The sequence below is a fragment of the Sulfurimonas sp. NW7 genome, from assembly GCF_051132265.1.
GTDB classification, from domain to species: Bacteria; Campylobacterota; Campylobacteria; order Campylobacterales; family Sulfurimonadaceae; genus Sulfurimonas; species Sulfurimonas hydrogeniphila.
The window spans coordinates 2,094,706-2,115,754 of the sequence record NZ_CP093235.1 but is presented as its reverse complement, the minus strand read 5'-3'; the positions used below and the strand labels follow the sequence as shown (position 1 = coordinate 2,115,754).

General features: G+C 41.1%; 21 protein-coding genes. 11 read left to right on the top strand and 10 right to left on the bottom strand.

What is annotated here, in order from left to right; genetic code table 11:
- Nucleotides 1–67 precede the first annotated feature (67 nt).
- The 5 genes from MLC35_RS11070 (at nt 68) to MLC35_RS11050 (ending at nt 5,046) form a co-directional block, all read left to right on the top strand.
- Complete coding sequence (locus MLC35_RS11070) at nt 68–256, top strand: hypothetical protein (protein WP_151901463.1); 189 nt, start codon at nt 68–70, stop codon at nt 254–256.
- On the top strand, nt 240–728 hold the full coding sequence (locus tag MLC35_RS11065; protein ID WP_434638317.1) for a gluconate 2-dehydrogenase subunit 3 family protein: 489 nt from the start codon (nt 240–242) through the stop codon (nt 726–728). Before MLC35_RS11070 ends, MLC35_RS11065 begins: the two co-directional genes overlap by 17 nt.
- A gap of 13 nt (nt 729–741) precedes the next feature.
- A complete protein-coding gene (locus tag MLC35_RS11060) occupies nt 742–2,406 on the top strand; it encodes a GMC family oxidoreductase (RefSeq protein WP_434638315.1) in 1,665 nt (554 codons plus the stop codon).
- Entirely contained in the window at nt 2,403–3,578 is a 1,176-nt protein-coding gene (msrA, locus tag MLC35_RS11055; protein ID WP_434637020.1) for a peptide-methionine (S)-S-oxide reductase MsrA, read from the top strand. Before MLC35_RS11060 ends, msrA begins: the two co-directional genes overlap by 4 nt.
- A gap of 67 nt (nt 3,579–3,645) precedes the next feature.
- Nucleotides 3,646–5,046, top strand: coding sequence for an MBL fold metallo-hydrolase (locus MLC35_RS11050; RefSeq protein WP_346389795.1), 1,401 nt, complete (start codon nt 3,646–3,648; stop codon nt 5,044–5,046).
- Nucleotides 5,047–5,049: 3 nt separating this feature from the next.
- Here the strand turns inward: MLC35_RS11050 and MLC35_RS11045 are convergent, their stop codons facing one another.
- The 9 genes from MLC35_RS11045 to MLC35_RS11005 all read right to left on the bottom strand — a co-directional run bounded on the left by MLC35_RS11045 (nt 5,050) and on the right by MLC35_RS11005 (nt 14,012).
- Entirely contained in the window at nt 5,050–5,418 is a 369-nt protein-coding gene (locus tag MLC35_RS11045) for an HvfA family oxazolone/thioamide-modified RiPP metallophore (RefSeq protein WP_151899337.1), read from the bottom strand.
- 12 nt (nt 5,419–5,430) lie between these two features.
- Complete coding sequence (locus MLC35_RS11040; protein WP_434637018.1) at nt 5,431–7,734, bottom strand: copper-transporting P-type ATPase; 2,304 nt, start codon at nt 7,732–7,734, stop codon at nt 5,431–5,433.
- A 14-nt stretch (nt 7,735–7,748) separates the two neighbouring features.
- On the bottom strand, nt 7,749–7,958 hold the full coding sequence (locus MLC35_RS11035) for an SHOCT domain-containing protein (RefSeq protein WP_151899338.1): 210 nt from the start codon (nt 7,956–7,958) through the stop codon (nt 7,749–7,751).
- A 10-nt stretch (nt 7,959–7,968) separates the two neighbouring features.
- Nucleotides 7,969–8,349 (bottom strand): DUF302 domain-containing protein, encoded by a 381-nt coding sequence (locus tag MLC35_RS11030; protein WP_434580572.1) that lies wholly within the window; start codon nt 8,347–8,349, stop codon nt 7,969–7,971.
- Between the two features lie 126 nt (nt 8,350–8,475).
- Entirely contained in the window at nt 8,476–9,678 is a 1,203-nt protein-coding gene (locus MLC35_RS11025; protein WP_151899340.1) for a hypothetical protein, read from the bottom strand.
- 142 nt (nt 9,679–9,820) lie between these two features.
- Complete coding sequence (locus MLC35_RS11020) at nt 9,821–10,504, bottom strand: copper resistance protein B (RefSeq protein WP_188110010.1); 684 nt, start codon at nt 10,502–10,504, stop codon at nt 9,821–9,823.
- Nucleotides 10,505–10,514: 10 nt separating this feature from the next.
- Entirely contained in the window at nt 10,515–12,230 is a 1,716-nt protein-coding gene (locus MLC35_RS11015) for a copper resistance system multicopper oxidase (protein ID WP_434637016.1), read from the bottom strand.
- A 21-nt stretch (nt 12,231–12,251) separates the two neighbouring features.
- Entirely contained in the window at nt 12,252–13,613 is a 1,362-nt protein-coding gene (locus MLC35_RS11010) for a protein-disulfide reductase DsbD family protein (protein WP_151899344.1), read from the bottom strand.
- 12 nt (nt 13,614–13,625) lie between these two features.
- On the bottom strand, nt 13,626–14,012 hold the full coding sequence (locus MLC35_RS11005; RefSeq protein WP_151899345.1) for a FixH family protein: 387 nt from the start codon (nt 14,010–14,012) through the stop codon (nt 13,626–13,628).
- 136 nt (nt 14,013–14,148) lie between these two features.
- Here MLC35_RS11005 and MLC35_RS11000 point away from each other — a divergent pair, with 136 nt between their 5' ends.
- The 6 genes from MLC35_RS11000 to MLC35_RS10975 all read left to right on the top strand — a co-directional run bounded on the left by MLC35_RS11000 (nt 14,149) and on the right by MLC35_RS10975 (nt 17,668).
- Nucleotides 14,149–14,631, top strand: coding sequence for a putative iron-sulfur cluster-binding metallochaperone (locus MLC35_RS11000; RefSeq protein WP_151899346.1), 483 nt, complete (start codon nt 14,149–14,151; stop codon nt 14,629–14,631).
- Nucleotides 14,632–14,666: 35 nt separating this feature from the next.
- Nucleotides 14,667–14,981 carry a nucleotidyltransferase family protein gene (locus tag MLC35_RS10995; protein WP_434637014.1) on the top strand — a complete coding sequence of 105 codons (315 nt, stop codon included), beginning with the start codon at nt 14,667–14,669 and terminating at the stop codon, nt 14,979–14,981.
- On the top strand, nt 14,974–15,336 hold the full coding sequence (locus MLC35_RS10990; RefSeq protein ID WP_151899348.1) for a HepT-like ribonuclease domain-containing protein: 363 nt from the start codon (nt 14,974–14,976) through the stop codon (nt 15,334–15,336). The genes MLC35_RS10995 and MLC35_RS10990 overlap by 8 nt, the downstream gene beginning before the upstream one ends.
- Entirely contained in the window at nt 15,333–15,980 is a 648-nt protein-coding gene (locus tag MLC35_RS10985) for a response regulator transcription factor (RefSeq protein ID WP_434637011.1), read from the top strand. The genes MLC35_RS10990 and MLC35_RS10985 overlap by 4 nt, the downstream gene beginning before the upstream one ends.
- On the top strand, nt 15,973–17,088 hold the full coding sequence (locus tag MLC35_RS10980) for a sensor histidine kinase (RefSeq protein ID WP_434637009.1): 1,116 nt from the start codon (nt 15,973–15,975) through the stop codon (nt 17,086–17,088). Before MLC35_RS10985 ends, MLC35_RS10980 begins: the two co-directional genes overlap by 8 nt.
- Nucleotides 17,089–17,155: 67 nt before the next feature.
- A complete protein-coding gene (locus MLC35_RS10975; RefSeq protein WP_230973283.1) occupies nt 17,156–17,668 on the top strand; it encodes a ferritin-like domain-containing protein in 513 nt (170 codons plus the stop codon).
- A gap of 9 nt (nt 17,669–17,677) precedes the next feature.
- Here the strand turns inward: MLC35_RS10975 and MLC35_RS10970 are convergent, their stop codons facing one another.
- A complete protein-coding gene (locus MLC35_RS10970) occupies nt 17,678–20,800 on the bottom strand; it encodes an efflux RND transporter permease subunit (RefSeq protein ID WP_434580569.1) in 3,123 nt (1,040 codons plus the stop codon).
- Nucleotides 20,801–21,049: the final 249 nt, after the last annotated feature.

The following is a 21,049-nucleotide window of genomic DNA, read 5'->3' as shown; positions in this document are numbered from 1 at the left end:
GTGTTACACAATTATTACACACTTTTTGAGTATAATAGTTGTAATAATTAAAAAGAAGGAGGCTGTGATGTGTATTCCTCACAGTACCGCAGGTACAGTTACACAAACTTTTGTGAAAGAGAAAAAGCCTAAAAAACATATACAAAAACCTTCAAAAGAGATGCTTGAAAAAGGGGATCCTGATTTTGTGGATGAACGGACATCCTCTTATAAACCAAAAAAGAAAGGTTCTTTTTTTGATGACCTTTTCTCGTAGAAAATTTTTACAGGCAAGTTTTCTTTCTGGTGCCGTTTTTTTAATGGACGGATGCACCCTTTTTGGCGTGACAACACCCTTGCAAACCTTCACCCTTTTACACAAAGACCTGTTCCCTCAGGCACAGCATTTAGGGATACAAACTGCTCCGTACATGCAAAAAATATTTCATCACAGCCGCATAAGCGATGCGGATAAAACTTTCTTAAAAAACGGTGTGAAATGGCTGAATGAAGAAGCCATTCAAAGCTATAGACAAGAGTATACAAAGCTTTCGCCAATGCAAAGGCAAAGTATTCTTGAGAATATAACACAAACAGAGTGGGGAGAGAGTTTTGTTTATGATGTGATGAACTATATGTTTGAAGCAATGCTCGGTGACCCTGTATATGGCGGAAACAACAAAGAAGCCGGTTGGCAATGGCTCAATTTCAAAGGCGGACAACCCAGACCGCAAAAGGTTTACATGTAATGGCAGAGATATAATGGTTGATGTATGTATAATCGGCAGCGGAGCAGGTGGTTCTCCCGTAGCGTATGAGCTTGCCAATGCCGGGTTCAGTGTTGTCGTTTTGGAAAAAGGCGAAAACTATACAGAGCGTGATTTTAACAAAGATGAAATAGCCGTCACACGACGTGATATGTTTACTCCGCCGCTGAGTGAACAAAAACATATTATAAATGAGTATAACGCAGACGGTAGTTTTACCCGTTATGACGGGGAAGCATCGGGCTGGAGTTTTTGGAACGGCTCTATGGTGGGCGGTTCCTCAAACCTGATGAGCGGATATTTTCACAGACTCAAGCCAAATGATTTTAAACTCAAGAGCGTATACGGCGAGATCAAAGGGGCAAATATTGTTGACTGGGCGATCAGCTATGAGGATTTGGAACCGTATTATGACAAGGTTGAAAAAGTTGTGGGTGTGAGCGGGAAAATTGTCAAACACAAATATCTTGAACCGCGCTCAAGTACAGATCTGCCTTACTCTGAGTTGCAGACAAACGGTGTAACAAAATGGTTTGATCTTGCATGTAAAGAGCTTCATTATACCCCGATACCCACACCGCGTGCTATTTTGTCTCAAAATGCACTTGGACGCAACGCCTGTTACTATTCCAATTTTTGCGGCAGTTACGGCTGTGCAAGCGGAGCAAAGGGAAGCGGTCGTGCCGCTTTGTTGCAAAAATGCAAGGCAAAAATCATTACAGATGCTTTTGTGTACAAACTTCAAAGCAATGATAAAAAAGTGACACGGGCGTACTACTACACAAAACGCGGTATCAGACACTCTGTGCAGGCAAAAATTTTTGTTGTAGCGGCACAGGCGATTGAGACCTCACGACTCTTGCTTAATTCTAAAAACGAGCATTTTCCAAATGGTTTGGCAAACTCCAGCGGCGAAGTCGGGAAAAATCTTATTTTTTCTGCAGGCGGCAGCGGAAGCGGACGCTTTGTCTTTGAAAAACTGACACCGCAGCAGCAAAAAGAGCTGATGGAAGTCGGTGTTTTTTTCAACCGTTCTTTACAAGACTGGTATGATTTTGAAATGAATGCAAAGATGCAAAAAGGCGGAACGATTGACTTTTTGTTTGAGCATCAAAATATTATTTCCCGTGTGATGCGTGAAGTTTATGATGAAAACGGAAATCTCTTGTGGGGTGATGCGCTTGCCAAGAAAATTAAAAAACGCATAACACGCTCAAGAGTACTGACCTTTGAAGTCTTTAACGACTGGCTGCCTACGGACAAATGCTTTGTGAGTGTGGATGACACAGTCAGGGACAAATACGGTGTACCTGTCGGGGTTATAAATCTCTACGGACATCCGCATGACCTGGAAGTAGGAGAATATTTGGCACAAAAAGCAGTGAAAGTGTTGCAAAAGCTTGGGTGTGAGGAGATCGACTATTCCATCTCTTCTGCACCGCCGCCTAACCTTGTCGCGGGCGGATGCAGGTTTGGCGAAGATGTCAAAACATCGGTACTGGATAAAAACTGCAAAGCCCATGATTTGGCAAATCTCTATGTCTCAGATGCCTCTTTTATGCCGACAGGCGGGAGCGTTCCCTATACCTGGACGATTTATGCAAACGCATTTCGTGTGGCGGATGTTATCAAAGAACAATTAAAGAAGGAAAAGTCATGATAGTCTCAATAGTATTTGCGGCAGGATGTTTTTGGGGTGTTGAAAAACATTTTGAACATATGCAGGGGGTTATCAGTGCCGAGTCCGGTTATGCAGGCGGGAATTATTCCAATCCGACCTATGAGAAGGTACTGAAAAACCGTTACACAAAAGACGGCAAAAAGATCATCAACTATACCGAATCGGTCAAAGTCGTTTATGACAATTCTAAAACAGATGCAAAAACACTGATAAAATCTTTTTGGGAACTGCATGACCCGACACAGGCAAACGGACAGGGCAATGATATTGGCAACAATTACAGAAGCGCTATCTTTTATACAACGCCAAGACAGGAAAAAATTGCGCATCTAACAGAACAAGCCTATCAAAAACTCCTTACGAAAAAGGGATACGGCAAAATAACAACACAGATAAAACCGCTCAAACATTTTTATACGGCAGAGACCTACCATCAGGATTATCTGCAAAAACATCCTCATGGGTATTGTCCCAACCATGCTACCGGTGTCAAGTTTCAAAAAGAACAAGCAAAACATGATTTTGTAACACCTTTGGGAGGCAAAGAGATTTTGGTCATTAAAAGTCCTAATTTTTGTCCTTATTGTGAAAAATTTGATGCAGAGGTGGCAAAAAACTATAAAGGGAAAGTGCCGATGCGGACAGTTCTGGCAAGTGATTTGAAGGGCTTTGCAATACAAACAAAACTTTATGCAACGCCTACTGCGCTTTTTATAGAAGATGGAAAAGAAATAGCCGGTCATGTCGGTTTTATGAATGAAAAAGAATTTTATAAAGCCCTGGGTGATTTTAAACTGGGTAAAAATTCCGAGAGTTACAAGGTGGCGTTTAATCAAGGCACGGATAACCGCTTTTGCAAACAGTATGATATATTTAAACATACGCCTGAGGGTGTATTTGTAGACAAACTCAGCGGTGAAGTGCTGTTTGACACACGTGACAGGTTTAATTCAGGAACCGGATGGCTCAGTTTTTACAAGGCGGTTGACGGTGCGACAATACAAAAAGAAGATAACAGTTTTGGTATGAAACGCATTGAAATTATTGCAAAAAAAAGCGGTATACACTTGGGGCATGTTTTTCCTTTGCCCGATGGACGCAAACGGTTTTGTATCAATGCAAGTGTCCTTGAATTTATACCAAGAAAGTAGTTTGGCAGATTTTTAAGAAATATTGGCGTATAATCGTTACATGTAGATTACATGTAAAGGATTTGTGATGGCAACAGTGAGATCGTACGGTGCAACAAAAGAGGTGACAGGTTCGTGTCATGTCCTCAAAATTGATGGCGTGAAAATCATGATAGACTGCGGGATGTTTCAGGGCGAAGATGAAGAGAAAAACGAAGAGGCCTTTTACTTTGAACCCTCGAGTATAGATTATCTTTTGGTGACACATGCCCATCTTGATCATATCGGACGGATTCCCAAACTGGTCAAAGAGGGTTTTAAGGGAAAAATCTATGCAACTGCCGCCACAATGGATTTGGCAGAGATTATTTTGATGGACAGTGCGAAAATAATGAGTGAAGATTTTCAAACAAAGTACAGAAAAGCACTGCGCAAAGGAAGAGAAAAAAAACTTTCAAAACCACTCTACCAGCCTTTGGATGTGGAAAAAACATTTCAAAGTATAGAGTGGGTCAATCCTGAATATGACAAATATTATGATTTATGCGAAGGTGTGAGTTTTGTCTACCGTAATGCAGGGCATATCTTAGGTTCCGCTTTTATCGAACTCTCTTATATGGACAAGAGTGATTCGCATACTATTGTATTTTCAGGTGACATCGGAAATGATAACGGCCTTGTCATGCCAAATTTAAACAAATGTGACAAAACACAAAGTCTGTATGTTGAAACAACCTATGGAGACAGAGACCATCAGCCAATTGATGCAACAATCAAAGAGTTTAAAAAGGTTATTGTAAAAACGCTCAATAACCGTGGAAATGTGCTGATACCGTCATTTGCGGTGGAACGTACGCAGGAGTTGCTGTGTATTTTAAGAGAGATGCATGAGAGCGGAGAGTTGCCAAAATGTAAAGTGTTTTTGGATTCTCCCATGGCAACGCGGGCAACAGCCGTATATCGAAAATATGTGAATGAATTGACAAACAAATGTCAGGCAAATGTGCAAGAAGACGGAACCGTTTTTAATTTTGATTCGCTTGTCTATACAGAAACACCTGAAGCCTCAAAAAGCATAAATGATATAAGAAGCCGTGCTATCATCATTGCCGGAGCAGGAATGTGCAACGGCGGACGCATTACACACCATTTTAAACACAGAATCTGGGATAAACGCAATGCCGTGATTTTTGTAGGATTTCAGGCTGAGGGAACCTTGGGACGTGAAATCGTCGAGGGAGCAAAATGGATCAATGTTTTGGGAGAAGATATTGTTGTCAAGGCATCTATTCATACAATTAACGGATTTTCCGCCCATGCGGACAGAGACGGAATCTTAGAGTGGATCTCGAGTATGCAAGATTTGAAAAAAGTCTTCTTGGTACATGGAGAACTCAAGAGTCAAAAAGCTTTTAAGAAAATGCTAAATAAAAAACTGCATCTGGATGCGCATATCGTTTCTTTTAAAGAGAAAATAGTTCTCGACTAAGAACTATTTCATGGAACCGCCGCATTTCCCTGCACCGCATTTCATTGTGGGTGCCGGCATGGCTGCACCGCATTTGCCTTCCCCGCATTTGAGTGTCATAATGTGTGTTTTGGGATCTCTTACACAATCATACATTTTTTTTGTACTTTTTGCATTTTTTACACAGTTTTGACGCGGATCATCCTGTCTCATCTGTGCTAAAATATTTTTCTTTTTTTTGACAAGTGCTGCACTGCCGTCAAACATATTTGCCCCGCATTTTCCGGAGCCGCATTTCATCCCCGGCGCCGAAGATTTGGCAACTTTTTTCTCATCGCTGCAGGCACTTATGAAGAGTACAAAAGTGCTGAGCGTCAGTAAAACAATTTTCATTATACCTCCTGACTACAGTTTTACATTCTTTAAACGCAGTGCGTTTGCAATAACAGAAACGGAGCTGAAACTCATAGCTGCTGCGGCAATAATAGGGGAGAGCACAATCCCAAAGAACGGATAGAGTACCCCTGCCGCAATCGGGACTCCGGCGCTGTTGTACACAAAAGCAAAAAAGAGATTTTGTCTGATGTTTTGCATTGTGGCGCGAGAGAGCCGCAGTACTTTTACAATACCCAGCAGATCGCCTTTTATAAGTGTCACTCCCGCACTCTCAATAGCGACATCTGTACCTGTTCCCATGGCAATTCCGACATCTGCCTGTGCCAGTGCCGGAGCATCATTAATACCGTCACCGGCCATTGCAACACGTGCTCCATTACTTTGGAGCTCTTTTACAACATCTGCCTTGCCGTCTGGCAGGACATTGGCATACACTTTTGAAATGCCAAGTTTTTTGGCAACAGCATTGGCCGTAAATTCATTGTCTCCACTGAGCATGACAACTGTTATGCCCTCTTTTTCCAAGGTGTGTACAGCTTCAACAGAAGTCTCTTTTATAGGGTCTTCTATCGCAATAATTGCACAATATTTATCATCTATTGCCATAAAAATAATACCTTTTGCATCATTGCGCATGGCATCTGCTTTTGTCTGGACCTCCTCTATGGAGATACCCTGTTCCTGCAGAAGTTTTTCACTGCCAAGAATTATTTTTTTACCGTCAATTTTGGCAATGACTCCTTTGCCCGGCACCGCTTCAAAATTGTCTACATTGATAAGTGAAATATTTGACTCTTTTGCATAGTCTATAACAGACTGTGCAAGAGGATGCTCACTGGCACGCTCAAGTGAAGCAGCATATTTTATAAGCTCTTGCGTATCATAGCCGGGTGCAGTGAGAAAATCGGTCACTTTTGGTTTTCCAAGCGTCAGTGTTCCTGTTTTGTCTACTACGAGAGTGTCTATTTTTTCCATCGTTTCAAGTGTTTTTGCATCTTTAATCAGTATACCCGAGAGTGCCGCACGACCGGTTGCCACCATAATTGAGATCGGTGTAGCAAGGCCGAGGGCACACGGGCAGGCAATAATTAAAACAGAAACGGCAGCGACAACGGCATACGCCAATTGCGGAGACGGTCCCCAGATATACCAGCCTATAAAAGCAAGTACCGCTGAAATGACAACTGCAGGTACAAAATAACTTGACACCGTGTCGGCAAGCTGTTGGATCGGTGCACGGGAGCGCTGGGCCTGTGCTACCATCTGGACAATCTGTGCAAGCATCGTATCCGAGCCTACTTTTGTCGCCTGCATAACCAAGGTGCCGTTTTTATTGATGGTAGCCCCTATGAGTGTATCGCCTACTGTTTTTTGCACAAGAACAGGTTCTCCTGTAATCATAGACTCGTCAATATTGCTTTGTCCTTCGATAACAATGCCGTCAACAGGAATTTTTTCTCCAGGTTTGACTCGGAGTTTGTCACCTACATGTACAAGTTCGAGATTTACTTCCTCTTCATTTCCTTCTTCATCTATAATTCTATGCGCTTTTTTTGGCGCAAGATTCAGAAGTGTTTTGATGGCTGTGTTTGTTTTGCTTCTTGCCCGCAGTTCCAGTACCTGTCCTAAAAGAACAAGGGTGGTAATGACGGCTGCTGCTTCAAAGTAAACAGGGACAACACCTTCTTTTGTGTGCATTAAAGGCGGAAAAATTTCAGGAAAGAAAAGAGCCACGACACTGTAAAGATAGGCGGCTCCCACACCCATGGAAATGAGTGTAAACATATTGAGGTTCCATGTTTTTACCGACTGGTAGCCTTTGACATAAAAAGGCCAGCCACCCCAAAGTACAACAGGCGTTGCAAGAACAAATTCAATCCACTGTACTAATTGCGCACTCAGCCAGGAGGGAATATACTGCGGAGTAATGTCATGAACCATTGCCAGGGCAAACAAAGGAATTGACAAAACGGTGCTTATCAAAAAGCGGCGGCTCATATCGTCAAGTTCTTCGTTTTTCTCTTCGGCCTGTACGGTGACAGGTTCAAGATGCATACCGCATATAGGGCAGTTTCCCGGTTCATCACGGATGATTTCGGGATGCATGGGACAGGTGTACTGTGTCTTAATCGTCGGCAGTGCCTCAACCTCTTTTTCAAGGGTCATGCCGCATTTTGGACAGTTCCCGGGATGGTCCTGGTGAATCTCCGGATGCATAGGACAGGTATAAAATACATTGCCTATTTCACAGGAATCATCAATACAGTATATATTTTCTTCTTCTGTGTTTTCTTCTGTTTTCTTTTCACTCATAATACACCTCCAAATCAGTGTTTCAGCAGTTCTTTTTTTCGTTTGTACTCTTCTTCGTCTATTTCGCCGTTTGCATACTTTCTGTCTAAAATATCTCGTGCCGATTCTCTGTCAGTGTTGTTATTGTTGTTGATAAAATAAAAAAGCGCAAAAATTAAAAGCAACGGTATAATCCATCCTAAACCCATTGTAAACCCCCATCCTGTCATTGCATGATCAAACATACTGTTTCCTTTAAAAAGCACTCATAAGAGTACGCAAGTTATTGAAAATTTCGCTCATATGCTGTTTAAAATCTTCGTCTACATCGACTGCATTGAGCATCTCTTCTATGCCGATTGTCGCCAGAACCGTTTTACCGTTTTGTTCGTAAATGGATATTCGGCAAGGAAGATACACGGAAATGTCGGCAATGGCATTGAGTGCCATGTTTGCAGCAGGAGGATTGCAAAGTTCATACACTGTGATTGGTGTTTTAAGTTCAAATCCCTTGCTTTTCAATATCTTTTGAAAATCATAAGACCCCAATACACCAAAACCTAATGCTTTTGCCTTGTCCTGAATCTCTGCTTTGACTGTTTCAAGAGGAGTGCTCGTTTGTGTTTTGTAAATCATCTTCCATCCTTTTAGAATTTATTTTAGAAAAGTATAGTAAGAGTTTGTGGTGAATTTGTGAGTTTCGTAAAAGATGTCATGCTATGGAGGAGAAAAGTCTATAGCATGACAGAAAAAAAGGAAGTGTTAGAAAACCGCACGTAATGTAAAGTATATTTCATTGCGTTTTTGAGAATTTTGATTAAAGACATAATCAAACTGACATTGCACATTTTCTTTGTAAAAATATTTGACAGCCAGAAGTTGTGCATTGTCTGCAGAGTTTGTATATGCACCGTTGTCTGCCGCCCTGTAGCCTGCTGAGAACATAAGAATATGTGCAACAGGCGCTATTTCACCCATAATGGTAGCTGCTTTTACCTTGTTTGGAGTCTGTGCAAAGAGACTGCCTTGTTTTGCCTGGGCATAGGTGAGAAAAACACTCACAGGAAGTGTGTCAACGGATCCCATAGCCTGAAAGTTCAGTGCGAATTTGTCTGTTTTATCTTCTATTTTTGGTAAAGATGTATTTGCATCATCTCTTGAGGCTGTTCCCCACCAGATTTGAGTGCTCATGCCAAGATCCCAGTTGCCGACCTGTGGTGTAAAAGCAAGGGAAGCGTAATGTGCGGGTGTAACACCTGAGACGGTACCGACAGTTGGTACATAGGCAGAGTAAACACCGTACCATAAATCACTTGCAATATAAAAGCCGATACCTTCTGCGGCAGCTTCTTCTCCTGCATTATTGACAATGTAAGACTGCGCAGATGTGACAGAAACAGCTTCAAGTGTCTGCCCGTTTGCTTTGGAACCGGTTGCCAGTGTGTCATAAGAAGCGGCTGCTCCAAATTCACTTGTTCGGTAAAATACAGTTCCGAGTGTATAGTTTGGAAGTTCATAGACAACAGGCACTACCAAAGTAGCGAGTTGAAATACAGGATCATTTCCGTCTTCTGATTCGTAACCGATTTCGGTAAATACACCAATATTGTTGGCAACACGCCCCGCTATCATAAAGCCAAGAGCCTGTGGAAACTGAATTTGGGCTGCTTCGGCAGGATCTTCTCCTTGAACATACCCGATTTTAACATTCAAAGAGAGGTTGAGTGTGTCTGTCAGTGAAAGAAATTTCCCGTTTTGGTCATCATAAATCGACTTTTGTGCACCGACCATTGTGTAGCCGCTTGCCTTAAAGCTTCGTCCGAAACGATTGAGCGCAGGAAATCCGTTTTGTGAATGGCAGGCATTACACGAGATTCCCATCTGTCTTGCAAATGCCGGAATAGCGTAAGCATTTGTTACAAAAGTGACGAGACTGATACCGAGTAAAAAAAACATTTTTAACATAATATACCCCTTATTCTTAAGTTTTAAAATTAGTTTTGAAATGCAAAACAACACTTAAGATATTGATACGGTATCAAAAAAGTGTGATGAGTTTGTGAGGAAATACTGTAAGCCAAAAAAAGCTTACAGGTTTAGTAGCGAATTAAAACCAAAATCGAAGACCAAAAGTCGCATAAGCTTCATTAAGCGGAGAGTAGGTATTTGTTGTCCCAAAGTTTTTTGCCCATTCAATGCCGACATAGGGGGCAAACTGTCTTCTGAATTCATATCGAAGTCTTGCGCCGAGAGTAAGATTTGAGATGCCTGAACCGTAACCCATAGTCGGGGCATCTTTTGCATAGGCATCGAGTGTAAATTTTGGTGTGAGGATGAGTCTTTGGGTGATAAGTGCCTCATATTCCATGTCAATTCTCAGACCAATATTGCCATCGTCACTAAAAAGTAAAGCTGCCCGTGTTTCAAAAAAGTAAGGAGCCAGGCCGGAGAGAGCAAGAACGCCCCATGTTTTGTTGTTTGATCCGGCTATATCGTAACTGATACCGGCCTGCACATCCCAAAAAGGGGCAACCGCACGGGAGTAAAGGAGTTGATTTTCACTGCTTGCATCGCCACTGTTGGGCTTTTCTCCCTCACTGTAGAAGTAGAGTTTGTTGAGATCATAGCCAATGTATCCATAGGTGTCCCAGTAAAGATTTTTTTCGCTGTTTGTCTGGTACTCCAGGTTGTCAGCGGTAAAAGTTGCACGCAGGGTATCACCACCTCCACCGGCAAAAGAGAGCGTTGCCAGAGTCGTTAAAAGTGTTAATTTTGTGAGTATATTTTTCATCATAAATCCTTTAAGCAACCACGACTTTTCTAAACATATCTGTCATGTGATAGAGTAAGTGGCAGTGGTACGCCCATGCACCTTTTGCATCCACGGTGACACGAAAGCTTATTTTGGAACCGGGCTGTGAGATAATAGTGTGTTTGCGTACCAAATGATTTTCATCACCGGTTTCAAGATCACTCCACAAGCCATGCAAATGCATTGGATGGTTCATCATAGTGTCATTTATATAAGTGATACGCAGACGTTCGCCGTAATGAAACTCCAAAGGGGCCGCTTCATGATAAGGAATACCGTTGATAGACCACATGTAACGCTCCATATTTCCTGTTAGATGCAAAACGATCTCTCTGTCTGGATATCTGTCTTCTTTTGTAGAGCGCAAAGAGCGTAAATCTGCATAAGTCAATACTTTTCTTCCGTTGTTTCTTAGTCCGACACCCGGGTCATCGAGTCTGTACTGCGGATTCATTGCCCGCATGGTTGTACCGACATCCCATCGTATTGGCAGTTTTGTAAGGGGAATGGGCTTTTGTAGAGATGGCATTGATTGTTTCTTTGCCATATCCATACTTTTCATCTGTGCCATATCTTTACTCATGCCCATATCAAGCATTGTAAGTGCTTGCGGCGGATCCATTTGCGGCACTTCTGCCAATATATTTGCATCAGTTGAGAGGTTTCCGAGTGCATAGCCTTTTCTTGCTATACTTTGTGCAAAAATAGCATAGGCTTTGTCATTTTCGGGTTCAACTATGACATCATATGTCTCTGCAACACCTATGCGAAACTCATCCACATCCACAGGCTGTATATTATTGCCATCTGCTGCAACAACTTTCATGGTAAGCCCCGGAATGCGAACATCAAAAAATGTCATTGCAGCTGCATTTATAAATCGAAGCCGTACTTTTTCTCCGTTTTGAAAAAGTGCCCTAAAACGTGTTGCCGGATTTTGCCCGTTCATCAAAAAAGTATAGGTGTAGGCTGTTACATCAGAGAGATCTCTGTCTGACATACGCATTTTATTCCACATTTGACGTGCTTTAAAGGCTTCAACAAATCCTTTGTCTTTGACTTCCCAAAAGAAATCGCCGACAGTTCTTCTGTTAAAATTATAATAATCAGGAAAAAGCTTCAGTTTTCGGTAAATAGCTGCGGGTTTTTCATCTGAATAATCGGATAAAAGGACAACATAGTCTTTGTCATATTCATAGGGATCCTTCTCTTTTGGTTCTATGACAATGGCTCCGTAAACACCTGTCTGTTCCTGGAAAGCAGAATGGGAATGATACCAGAATGTTCCGCTTTGACGGACGGTAAATGTATAGGTAAATGTCTCTCCCGGCGCGATACCGTCATAGCTGATTCCCGGAACGCCGTCCATTTGGTAGGGTAAAATGATACCGTGCCAGTGAATAGAGGCGGATTCGTTGAGATTGTTGGTTACATGTAAGGTAATTGTGTCGCCTTCGCGCCATCTGAGTGTAGGACCCTGCAGCATAGCATTGACTGCCGTAGCATATGAGGGTTTTCCTGTTACATTGACAAGAGTTTTGTCTATAGTCAGATTAAAAACCTTTCCTGAGAGTTCTTCGGTCTTTTTACGCTTTTTAACTGTGTCAGTTGAAGCGTTGAGGTTTATTCCGTAAAGCATTGCACCTGAAGCGACAACGCCTTTGACAAAAGTTCTTCTTGATAAAGAGTGTTTATTGTGTTTCATAGGAATGCCTTTTATAATTTGTTATTCTGCATTTAAATCAAGTACATCAAATAATTCTTTTGCACCTTCATAGCCGTAATGTATTGAATCCGTTTGGGGTGTTCCGTCACTCTCTATGAGCAAGAATGCGGGATAGCCGAAAACACCGTATTTTTCTTTAATAGCCAGTGTGTCTTTATTGCTTTTATCAGACAAATCAACCACTAAGGCAATATATTTATTATTAAGAATTTCAATAATTTTTGGATCTTTGAATGTTGTTTCATCGAGTTTTTTGCAAACCTTGCAATATTTTGAATGAAAATAGACAAATACAGGCTTGTCGGTTTGTTTTGCCAGCGCTAATTTTTCATCCATTGTTTTGAGGTTTGGTACTTCTGTAAAAAGAGAAGGTGTTTTTGTAACCGTCTGCAAACTTGATGTTGATTGTTGTACAGCGTTGCTTTTGAGTGGCATATATATGTTGTCATGCCCCATAGCAGCTCCTGTCAAGCTGATAGTTCCCCAAACAAGACACAGTATTGCCAGAGTTCTTAAAAACCTCTGCCATAGCGTCAAGGACTCATCTGTTGTTGCCAAGGGATATATAAATGCGCCGATTATTATAAAATAAACACCCCACAGATACAAAGAAGAAAAGAGTTCAAGCTCGGAAAATATACTTACAGCAACACCTAAAAGGAGAATACCGAAAAAGTACTTTACATAATCCATCCATGCGCCTGCTTTTGGAATCAGATATCCGGCACCCAGACCAACGAGTAAGAGCGGAACACCCATACCAAGAGAGAGTGCAAACATCATCTCTGCTCCCAAAACAGGATTTGCCTGTGCAATGGCAACACTTAGAAATGAGATAATGACAGGCGAGACACAGGCTCCTAAAATAAGGGCCGAGAGTAAACCGAGCAAAAAAACGGCAAAAAAGGTACCGCCTTTAATATTTCGGGTTTGACTGTCAAGTTTTGACTGAATAAAAGAGGGCATTTGCAGGTTGAAAAAACCAAACATAGAAAGTGCCAGCAGAAAAAAGACAAAGCTCATAATACCAATCGCCCAGATATTTTGAAAGTAGGATTGCAGCTGTTCACCTGTAGCCCCGGCAAGAGCACCCATAAGAGTATAGGTCAGTGCTGTGCCAAGAACATAAGCAACAGAGAGGAGTAAACCGTTTTTCTTGGTAAGCTTTTCACCCTGTCCGGCTATGATACTTGAGAGAATCGGAATCATAGGCAGTACACAGGGAGTAAAAGTAAGCAGTAATCCGGCTCCAAAAGCTCCGAGTAACAATCCCAGAAGCGTGTGTGTTTGGAGACTTTCTGCATTGGCAAACAACGGAATTGTTACTAACAGCAGAAAAAGTAAAATAATCTTTTTTCTCATCTTTTTTGCCTTTTAAAAGTTTAATGTTGTTTTAACACGAGACCTTTTTCCTGTTTTAGGTGTGATAAATATATGCAGTTGCCATGTTCCGCTCATTGCAAGATTGAGTGTTGCTTTGTATTTTCCGTTACCAAGATTTTGGGCATTTGCTTTTGAGCTCATAGCAGGCATCCCCGGCATGGCTGGCATAAAGGCTTTGAGTGCTACTTTTGCATCAGTGACAGGTTTGCCGTTTTTCTTGATAGTGACAATAAGTGTGTTGGAACCGGTAGTAAGCGGTTTGTCTGCGGTGATATGTACTGCTGTTGTTCTGAATTTTGCATCCTTGGAGAATGCGGCTGCCTGAACAAGTGTTGTGCCTAAAAGCAGTGCGAAAAAGATTTTTGCCAAAGTTTTCATAAGAAACTCCTTTTTGTTTTGTTAGGAGAAGTATATAACTTTTTTGTGGTGTGTTTGTGTAGCACAGGGACAAAAATGTATGACACAAAGATTACACAGGAAAAATATATAATTGACTTTTTAAAAAGGATAAGTCATGACAGATCTGTTTAGAACAAAAAATGAAGGTGATAACTGCTGTACGCCTCAGCCAAAAGGCAAAGTTGCCTGTCCGATATGTGGAGAAAAAGCCAAAGGGGTGCTGGGCAAAACACTGCAGCATCTTTTAACAGAGGAGGCAAAATCAAAACTTTCCTGTTTTGACGGTTTTTACTACTGTAAAACAGCTGCATGCGAAGCAGTCTATTTTCGGGGCGATGAGATACTGACACAGGATGATATGAGCGTTGTCGTCGGACTCAAAGAAGGAGCAACTCCGGCTACTGTATGCTACTGTTTTGGCTGGAGCAAAGAGAAAATAAAAGCGGAATTAGAGGCAACAGGACAAACAACAGCACTTGAAGACATCAAAGCAAAAATGAAAAATCCCGGCTGTGCCTGTGAAGTGCTGAACCCAAGCGGCGGATGTTGTCTTGGAGATGTAAGCATGGCGATAAAAGAGCTTATAACACAGAGTTAGGATGTTAGTGGCACAGATATGCTATAATCTGTCTTATGAAAGCGACAAAAAACAATATCATAGAGTATCTCAAACAGATAAAACCTGAACTTTATAAAAATGGCATCAGCTCAGTCGCTCTTTTTGGGAGTTTTGCAAAAGAGACACAAACAGTTTACAGTGATATTGACATTGCCATATCCAAAGATAAAAATTTCTTACTGACAAACACATCTTATGATTACTTTGATACAGTAGCAACGATAAAATCAAAAATACGAAAGCAGTTTCATAGAAATATAGATATTTTTGACTTAGACAGCAACAGTCCATTTAAAGAGAGTATCAAAAAGGAGCTTATATATGTTTAGTCAAAAATCTGTAGAGAGAATAAAAGTTATAAAAAAAAAGATTCTCTTTATAGAGGAGATAGTGAAACAAAACGGCTCTATTGAGAAAGCGTTAGAAGACGAACAAAATGCAAGAGCAGCTATACTTATGCATCTTACATCCATTTCAGAACAGTTTGATAAATTACTTCATAACGGTGAACTTGAGATACTTTCAAAGTTTGCAAAAGAGGATATAAAAGGAAGTTACGAACTAAGAAATTTTATAGCGCATGATTATGAAGGTGTGGACCTGTATATAGTGGAAGATGTAATAAAAACAAGATTACCCATAATTAAAAAAACGACTGAAGATATACTTATAAACGAAAAATGAAAATATTACTCCTTGAAGATGACACGGCACTGGCAAACATTTTGGTTGACTTTTTGGAAGACGAATATGAGGTTGTGCAGACTTACAGTATGAAACAGGCACTTGAACTCTCGGAAAATGAAAAATTTGATTTGTATATTTTTGACATTAATGTTCCGGATGGCGACGGTATTTCACTACTGCGGGAACTGAGAGACTTCCATGATGAAACACCGGCTATTTTCATTACCGCTTTTCATGATACAAAGTATCTCAAATCTGCTTTTGAGTCGGGTGCAAATGATTTTATAAGAAAACCTTTTGATTTGGAAGAGCTGGCACAGCGTATAGAAAACATTAAGAGGCATTTTGGACTGGAAAGTCTGGTGAAACTGGATGAACATATCATATTTGACACAAAAACACATATACTCAAAACGCCAGAAAAAATGATCAAACTGACACATAAAGAGAGTGACTGTTTGCATTATTTTTATAAAAACCGTCATCGTGTGGTAAGTTCTGACGAACTGTTGCAAAATTTTTGGGAGTACGAAGATATGCCGAGTGATGATGCTATTCGTACCATTGTAAAAAATCTGCGAAAATACATAGGCAAAGAACATATTGTCAATATCCGGGGAGAGGGCTACAAATTTGAATGAGTTGGAAAAAAAGTCTTTTTACTCTTTTGTAACGCTCTATCTTGTTTCTTCCTTTTTGTTTGTTTTGCTCTCAGGATACTGGTACTACAGTGCACAGAAAAATTCTTTGGAGAGTGCAACCTATTATAAGCTCAACCATATCGCCGACAAACTTTCAGGACTCATAATTAATGCACAGATGAAAGGGACAACATTACAGCTCCCAAATGAAAAAGGGTATGAATACAGTTTGATTGGTGCAAATGAAGCTGCGGGTTTTAAAACAGGATATTATGAAAAAAACGGTTATAAGGTTCTGGTTTCGGATGCACCGCAGGAACATCTGAATATTGAATATGTCCTTGTCAGAACAAAAGAGTATTTCAAACAGCTGCAGGAGCTGCAAAAAAATGTCCTTTTGGCTATGAGTGTGGGTTTTTTCTTTATTGTCCTCATCTCTGTCATACTTGCCAAACTGTTTATGAAACCTGTGCATCAGAGAATGGAGCAGATAGAGAGCTTCATTCAGGATGTCTCGCATGAGTTAAATACTCCTATAACCGCTTTGAAAATGAGTGCGAGCCGGGCAATCAAGAAAAAAGTTTATGATAAAAAAATACTGACGAATATCTCTATAAGCACAAAACAGCTTGAGAGTATCTATAAGTCACTGACATTTTTAAATTTTAATCAAAAACAGCAAGAAGCAGAGGATGTGAATCTTAAAAATATTTTGGAGCAGACTATCGGTTACTACAGTGAACTTACAAATGCAAAAAATATAAAAATAGAGAGTCAGCTTGAAGAATGTTATTTTCATATAATTCCCTCACGGGCAGAACTGTTGTTTTCCAACCTGCTCTCAAATGCCATCAAATACTCTCTTCCCCAAACAAAAATAAGCATAAAACTTGATAAAAATGCCTTTGTTATAGCAGATGAGGGTGTCGGTATAGAGCAAAAAAAACTTGATGCAATTTTTGAAATGTATAAACGTGAATCAGATATAGCAGGCGGATTCGGTGTGGGTCTGAGCATTGTGAAACAGATATGTAATGCATATGGTATCACAGTCAATGTTACATCCCAACTTGGAAAAGGAACACAATTCACACTTCTTTTTAAATAATAATAATTTTCTTTTAAGAAGAGTTGCCTTATACTTGAGGTAATTCAAATCAGAGGAGAAGAATATTATGACACGAGGAAATTCGATTATTAAAGGCATAGAACCTGAAACAGTGGTGAAGTTGCTTAACAGAGCCTATGCTGATGAGTGGCTGGCCTATTATCAGTATTTTATAGAAGCAAAAGTGATTAAAGGCATTATGAAAGATGCGGCATTTGCGGAGCTGACACAGCATGCAAATGATGAACTCAGACATGCCAATATGGTTGCCGACAGAATCATACAGCTTGGCGGTACACCGCTTCTGAATCCGCAAGAGTGGTTTACGCATACAAACTGCGGCTATGAAGAGCCAAAAAACTTTGATGTGGTTGCCATCCTTGAAGACTCTATAAAAGGAGAACAGTGTGCAATCAGTACCTATTCGGAACTTGCCAATATTGTCAAAGACAAGGATATCATCACTTACGATATGGTTTCTCAGATACTGGCCGATGAGGTAGAGCATGAAGCAGATTTACAGGATCTGCATGATGACATTACAGAATTTGTCCAAAATATAAAAAGTACGATGCAATAAAAAAGAGGATTAAATATCCTCTTTTTGGGAAAGTTGTCGTTTTGCATAGATTTCAAACAGGATCGGAATGATGACAAGGCTCAAAACAGCTGAACTGACAACTCCGCCAAGCATAGGTGCGGCAATACGCTGCATGACTTCGCTTCCTACTCCGTGGGTATACATAATAGGTGTCAGACCTGCCAAAATAGCAAACACCGTCATAAGTTTTGGACGGACTCTTTGTACAGCTCCTTCATAAATTGCGGCATTGAGTTCTTTGATTCCAAAGTTTTTTCCATATTTTTCTTTATATTCATCCACCGCTTCCTGCAGATAAATTATCATGACGATGGCTGTTTCCGCGGCTACTCCAAGGAGTGCCAAAAATCCGACGATAACGGCTATACTCATGGCAAAGTTGAGGATGTCTATATAGATAAGTCCGCCTAAGAGTGCAAAAGGCAGAGTGAAAAAGACAATAATTGTCGGTCCCGGTTTTTTGAGTGCCATATAGATGAGTAAAAAGATGACAACAAGAACAGCAGGCACAATCCAGATGATACGCTTCATAGCCGAATCAAGATATTCAGACTGTCCCGCCCATTCTATATAGTATCCCGGATCAAATTTGATTTGATTGATGAACTTTTGTGCGCCTATTTTATACTCTGTCGCACTGATACCCTCTTTTGGTGTGATATAAATGAAGGTCACAGGTGCTGCCATTTCGCTTTTTATGACAGAAGCGCTCTGTCTGTAAGCCACTTTTGCAAGTGAACCAAGCGGAACAAAGCCAAGTTTGGTTTTGACCTGTATGTTTCTGATGGACTCAAGGCTTCTTCTCTCATTGTCTTCCAGACGCAGTGCGATAGGATAACGTTCAAGACCTTTGTACATTGTTGAAACTTTCATGCCCCCGATGGCAAAAGCTGTGTACTCCAAGAGCGTATCTTTTGTCATGTTGTATCGGGCAAGTTTCTCCTCATCAGGGATAATGTCAATGTAGTATCCGGCACTTGCCTGATCTGCAAATACGGAGAGGGTTTTGTCATACTCCCGCAGTTTGTCTTCTATCTGTTTGCCGAATTTTTGCAAACCTGCCGCATCCATTCCGTAGAGTTTGATACCGATAGGGGTTCGGATACCGCTTAAAAGCATATCGATACGACCGCGAATCGGGTAGGTCCAGGAATTTGTCAGTCCCGGAACCTGCAAAGCGGCTTCCATGTCTTCACGCAGTTTGTCATAGGTCATGCCTTTGGGCCACTCGGACTTTGGTTTGAGCGTGATGATAGTCTCAAGCATACCAAGAGGAGCAGGATCCGTTGCCGTACCTGCACGCCCGGCTTTGCCAAAAACATTTTCTACTTCGGGAAAACTTTTGATAATCTTGTCTGTTTTTTGCAAAAGCTGTTTTGTCTGGTCTATACTGATACCATAAGGGGTAACAGGCATATACATGAATGTCTGCTCATTGAGCATAGGCATAAATTCCCATTTCAGACTCTTGTAAAGCGGATACATGTAACCAAGAGAGAGTAGAACAAGAACAATGACAAGATATTTTGCTTTGAGGCCGTAGACAATAATTGGACGATAGAGCCAGATGAAAAATCTGTTCAGTGGATTTTTGCTCTCTGGCAGGATTCTGCCTTTGACAAAAAATATCATCAGTGCAGGGACCAGAGTGATGCTCAGCAGTGCGCCTGCAGCCATTGCAAATGTTTTGGTAAAGGCAAGCGGGGTAAACAACAGTCCCTCTTGACCTGTCAGTGCAAAAATAGGCAGGAATGATACGACAATAAGTGCAAGTGCGAAAAATATCGGACGCCCGACAAGCTGTGAGGACTTGAGTATGATGGCAATGCGCTCTTTTTCTGTCGGGATTCTTCCTTCTTTGTGTTCAAATTTGTGCAGCATTTTGTGGGCATTTTCTATCATGACGATGGAGGCATCAACCATGGCACCTATGGCAATGGCAATACCTCCAAGACTCATAATGTTTGAGCCGATACCAAAGATTTTCATCAGCAAAAAGGTAAAACCGACTGTTAAAGGCAGAACAATAATGACAATAAGCGAAGAGCGAAAATGCATCAAGAAAAGTCCAATGATGATGACAACAATAACGCTCTCCTCAATAAGCGTATCTTTTAAAGTGTCTACCGCTTTGTCAATGAGACCTGAACGGTCATAGACGGTGACAACATCCACACCCTCAACTTTAAGCTCTTTCATTTTTTCCTGAACACGCTTAATCATTGTATAAACATCTTCGCCGTAACGTGCCATAACGATACCGCCGACAACTTCGCCTTCGCCGTTTAAGTCTGCCAAACCGCGACGCGGTGCAGGGGTAAGTTCTACCCGTGCAATATCACCGAGTTTTACAGGTGTACCGGCTTTTGTTGTGACAACAAGTCCTCTGATATCATCAAGGTTTTTAATATAGCCTTTGGCCTGTACCATCCACTCATATCCGTTTTTAATGACGATACGCCCGCCTGTATCATTGTTGTTCTTGGCCAATACTCTTTTGATGTCCTGTATGCTGAGATTGTAGCGAACCAGATTGTCATTGTTTACTGTCACCTGAAAGGTAGGAATAAATCCGCCGATACTTGCTACTTCACTGACACCGTCAACACCCATAAGCGCATATTTATAGTAATAGTCCTGGAGGGTACGCAACTCGGCAAGATTCTTTGTTTTTGATTTGAGGGCATATTCATACACCCAGCCCACACCGCTGGCATCGGGACCAAGGGATACATTCATGTTTGCCGGCAATTGCGACTGAATGGAAGCAAGCTGTTCAAGAACACGGCTTCGTGCCCAGTAGAGATCTGTTCCCTCTTTGAAAATGATGTAGATAAGACCGTTCTCATAGGTAGAGTATCCACGTACCGTATCAATATTGGCAATAGCCAAAAACTGTGCAACAAGCGGATAGGTTCCCTGATCTTCGACAATTTCAGGAGACTGTCCTGCCCAATTGATTTGTACAATGACCTGAGGAGGAGACAAGTCAGGCAAAGCATCCAAAGGCGTGTTTTTCATACTCCAAATAGAAGCGCCGACAAGAGCAAAAGCCGCCAAAAGAACAATAAACTTGTTTTTTATACTAAAAGCGATGAGTTTTTCTATCATAATTTGTCCATTTTTTTAGTTTTGAAAATTATAGCACGCTAGTGTGTAGCGTTTGTGAGAAATAGTATGAGACAATCAGGATTTTTAGAGCTATCTTTCAATGTCATTAGGTTAAGCAGCTTTTTTGGAACCCGTACTTCAGTGCGGGCTGAGAGTGGCAAGACTATTGCAACAGCCGGCACTGAAGTACCGGTTCCGAGAAAGCATTAATTTTCTTAACTTAATGGCATTGGAGGTTCTCTTAATATA

What these genes read in the sequence shown, in the direction of transcription:
- MLC35_RS11070 (WP_151901463.1), top strand. Translation starts at nt 68, where the DNA reads ATGTGTATTCCTCACAGTACCGCAGGTACAGTTACACAAACTTTTGTG.
- MLC35_RS11065 (WP_434638317.1), top strand. Translation starts at nt 240, where the DNA reads ATGACCTTTTCTCGTAGAAAATTTTTACAGGCAAGTTTTCTTTCTGGT.
- MLC35_RS11060 (WP_434638315.1), top strand. Translation starts at nt 742, where the DNA reads ATGGTTGATGTATGTATAATCGGCAGCGGAGCAGGTGGTTCTCCCGTA.
- msrA (WP_434637020.1), top strand. Translation starts at nt 2,403, where the DNA reads ATGATAGTCTCAATAGTATTTGCGGCAGGATGTTTTTGGGGTGTTGAA.
- MLC35_RS11050 (WP_346389795.1), top strand. Translation starts at nt 3,646, where the DNA reads ATGGCAACAGTGAGATCGTACGGTGCAACAAAAGAGGTGACAGGTTCG.
- MLC35_RS11045 (WP_151899337.1), bottom strand. Translation starts at nt 5,418, where the DNA reads ATGAAAATTGTTTTACTGACGCTCAGCACTTTTGTACTCTTCATAAGT.
- MLC35_RS11040 (WP_434637018.1), bottom strand. Translation starts at nt 7,734, where the DNA reads ATGAGTGAAAAGAAAACAGAAGAAAACACAGAAGAAGAAAATATATAC.
- MLC35_RS11035 (WP_151899338.1), bottom strand. Translation starts at nt 7,958, where the DNA reads ATGTTTGATCATGCAATGACAGGATGGGGGTTTACAATGGGTTTAGGA.
- MLC35_RS11030 (WP_434580572.1), bottom strand. Translation starts at nt 8,349, where the DNA reads ATGATTTACAAAACACAAACGAGCACTCCTCTTGAAACAGTCAAAGCA.
- MLC35_RS11025 (WP_151899340.1), bottom strand. Translation starts at nt 9,678, where the DNA reads ATGTTAAAAATGTTTTTTTTACTCGGTATCAGTCTCGTCACTTTTGTA.
- MLC35_RS11020 (WP_188110010.1), bottom strand. Translation starts at nt 10,504, where the DNA reads ATGAAAAATATACTCACAAAATTAACACTTTTAACGACTCTGGCAACG.
- MLC35_RS11015 (WP_434637016.1), bottom strand. Translation starts at nt 12,230, where the DNA reads ATGAAACACAATAAACACTCTTTATCAAGAAGAACTTTTGTCAAAGGC.
- MLC35_RS11010 (WP_151899344.1), bottom strand. Translation starts at nt 13,613, where the DNA reads ATGAGAAAAAAGATTATTTTACTTTTTCTGCTGTTAGTAACAATTCCG.
- MLC35_RS11005 (WP_151899345.1), bottom strand. Translation starts at nt 14,012, where the DNA reads ATGAAAACTTTGGCAAAAATCTTTTTCGCACTGCTTTTAGGCACAACA.
- MLC35_RS11000 (WP_151899346.1), top strand. Translation starts at nt 14,149, where the DNA reads ATGACAGATCTGTTTAGAACAAAAAATGAAGGTGATAACTGCTGTACG.
- MLC35_RS10995 (WP_434637014.1), top strand. Translation starts at nt 14,667, where the DNA reads ATGAAAGCGACAAAAAACAATATCATAGAGTATCTCAAACAGATAAAA.
- MLC35_RS10990 (WP_151899348.1), top strand. Translation starts at nt 14,974, where the DNA reads ATGTTTAGTCAAAAATCTGTAGAGAGAATAAAAGTTATAAAAAAAAAG.
- MLC35_RS10985 (WP_434637011.1), top strand. Translation starts at nt 15,333, where the DNA reads ATGAAAATATTACTCCTTGAAGATGACACGGCACTGGCAAACATTTTG.
- MLC35_RS10975 (WP_230973283.1), top strand. Translation starts at nt 17,156, where the DNA reads ATGACACGAGGAAATTCGATTATTAAAGGCATAGAACCTGAAACAGTG.
- MLC35_RS10970 (WP_434580569.1), bottom strand. Translation starts at nt 20,800, where the DNA reads ATGATAGAAAAACTCATCGCTTTTAGTATAAAAAACAAGTTTATTGTT.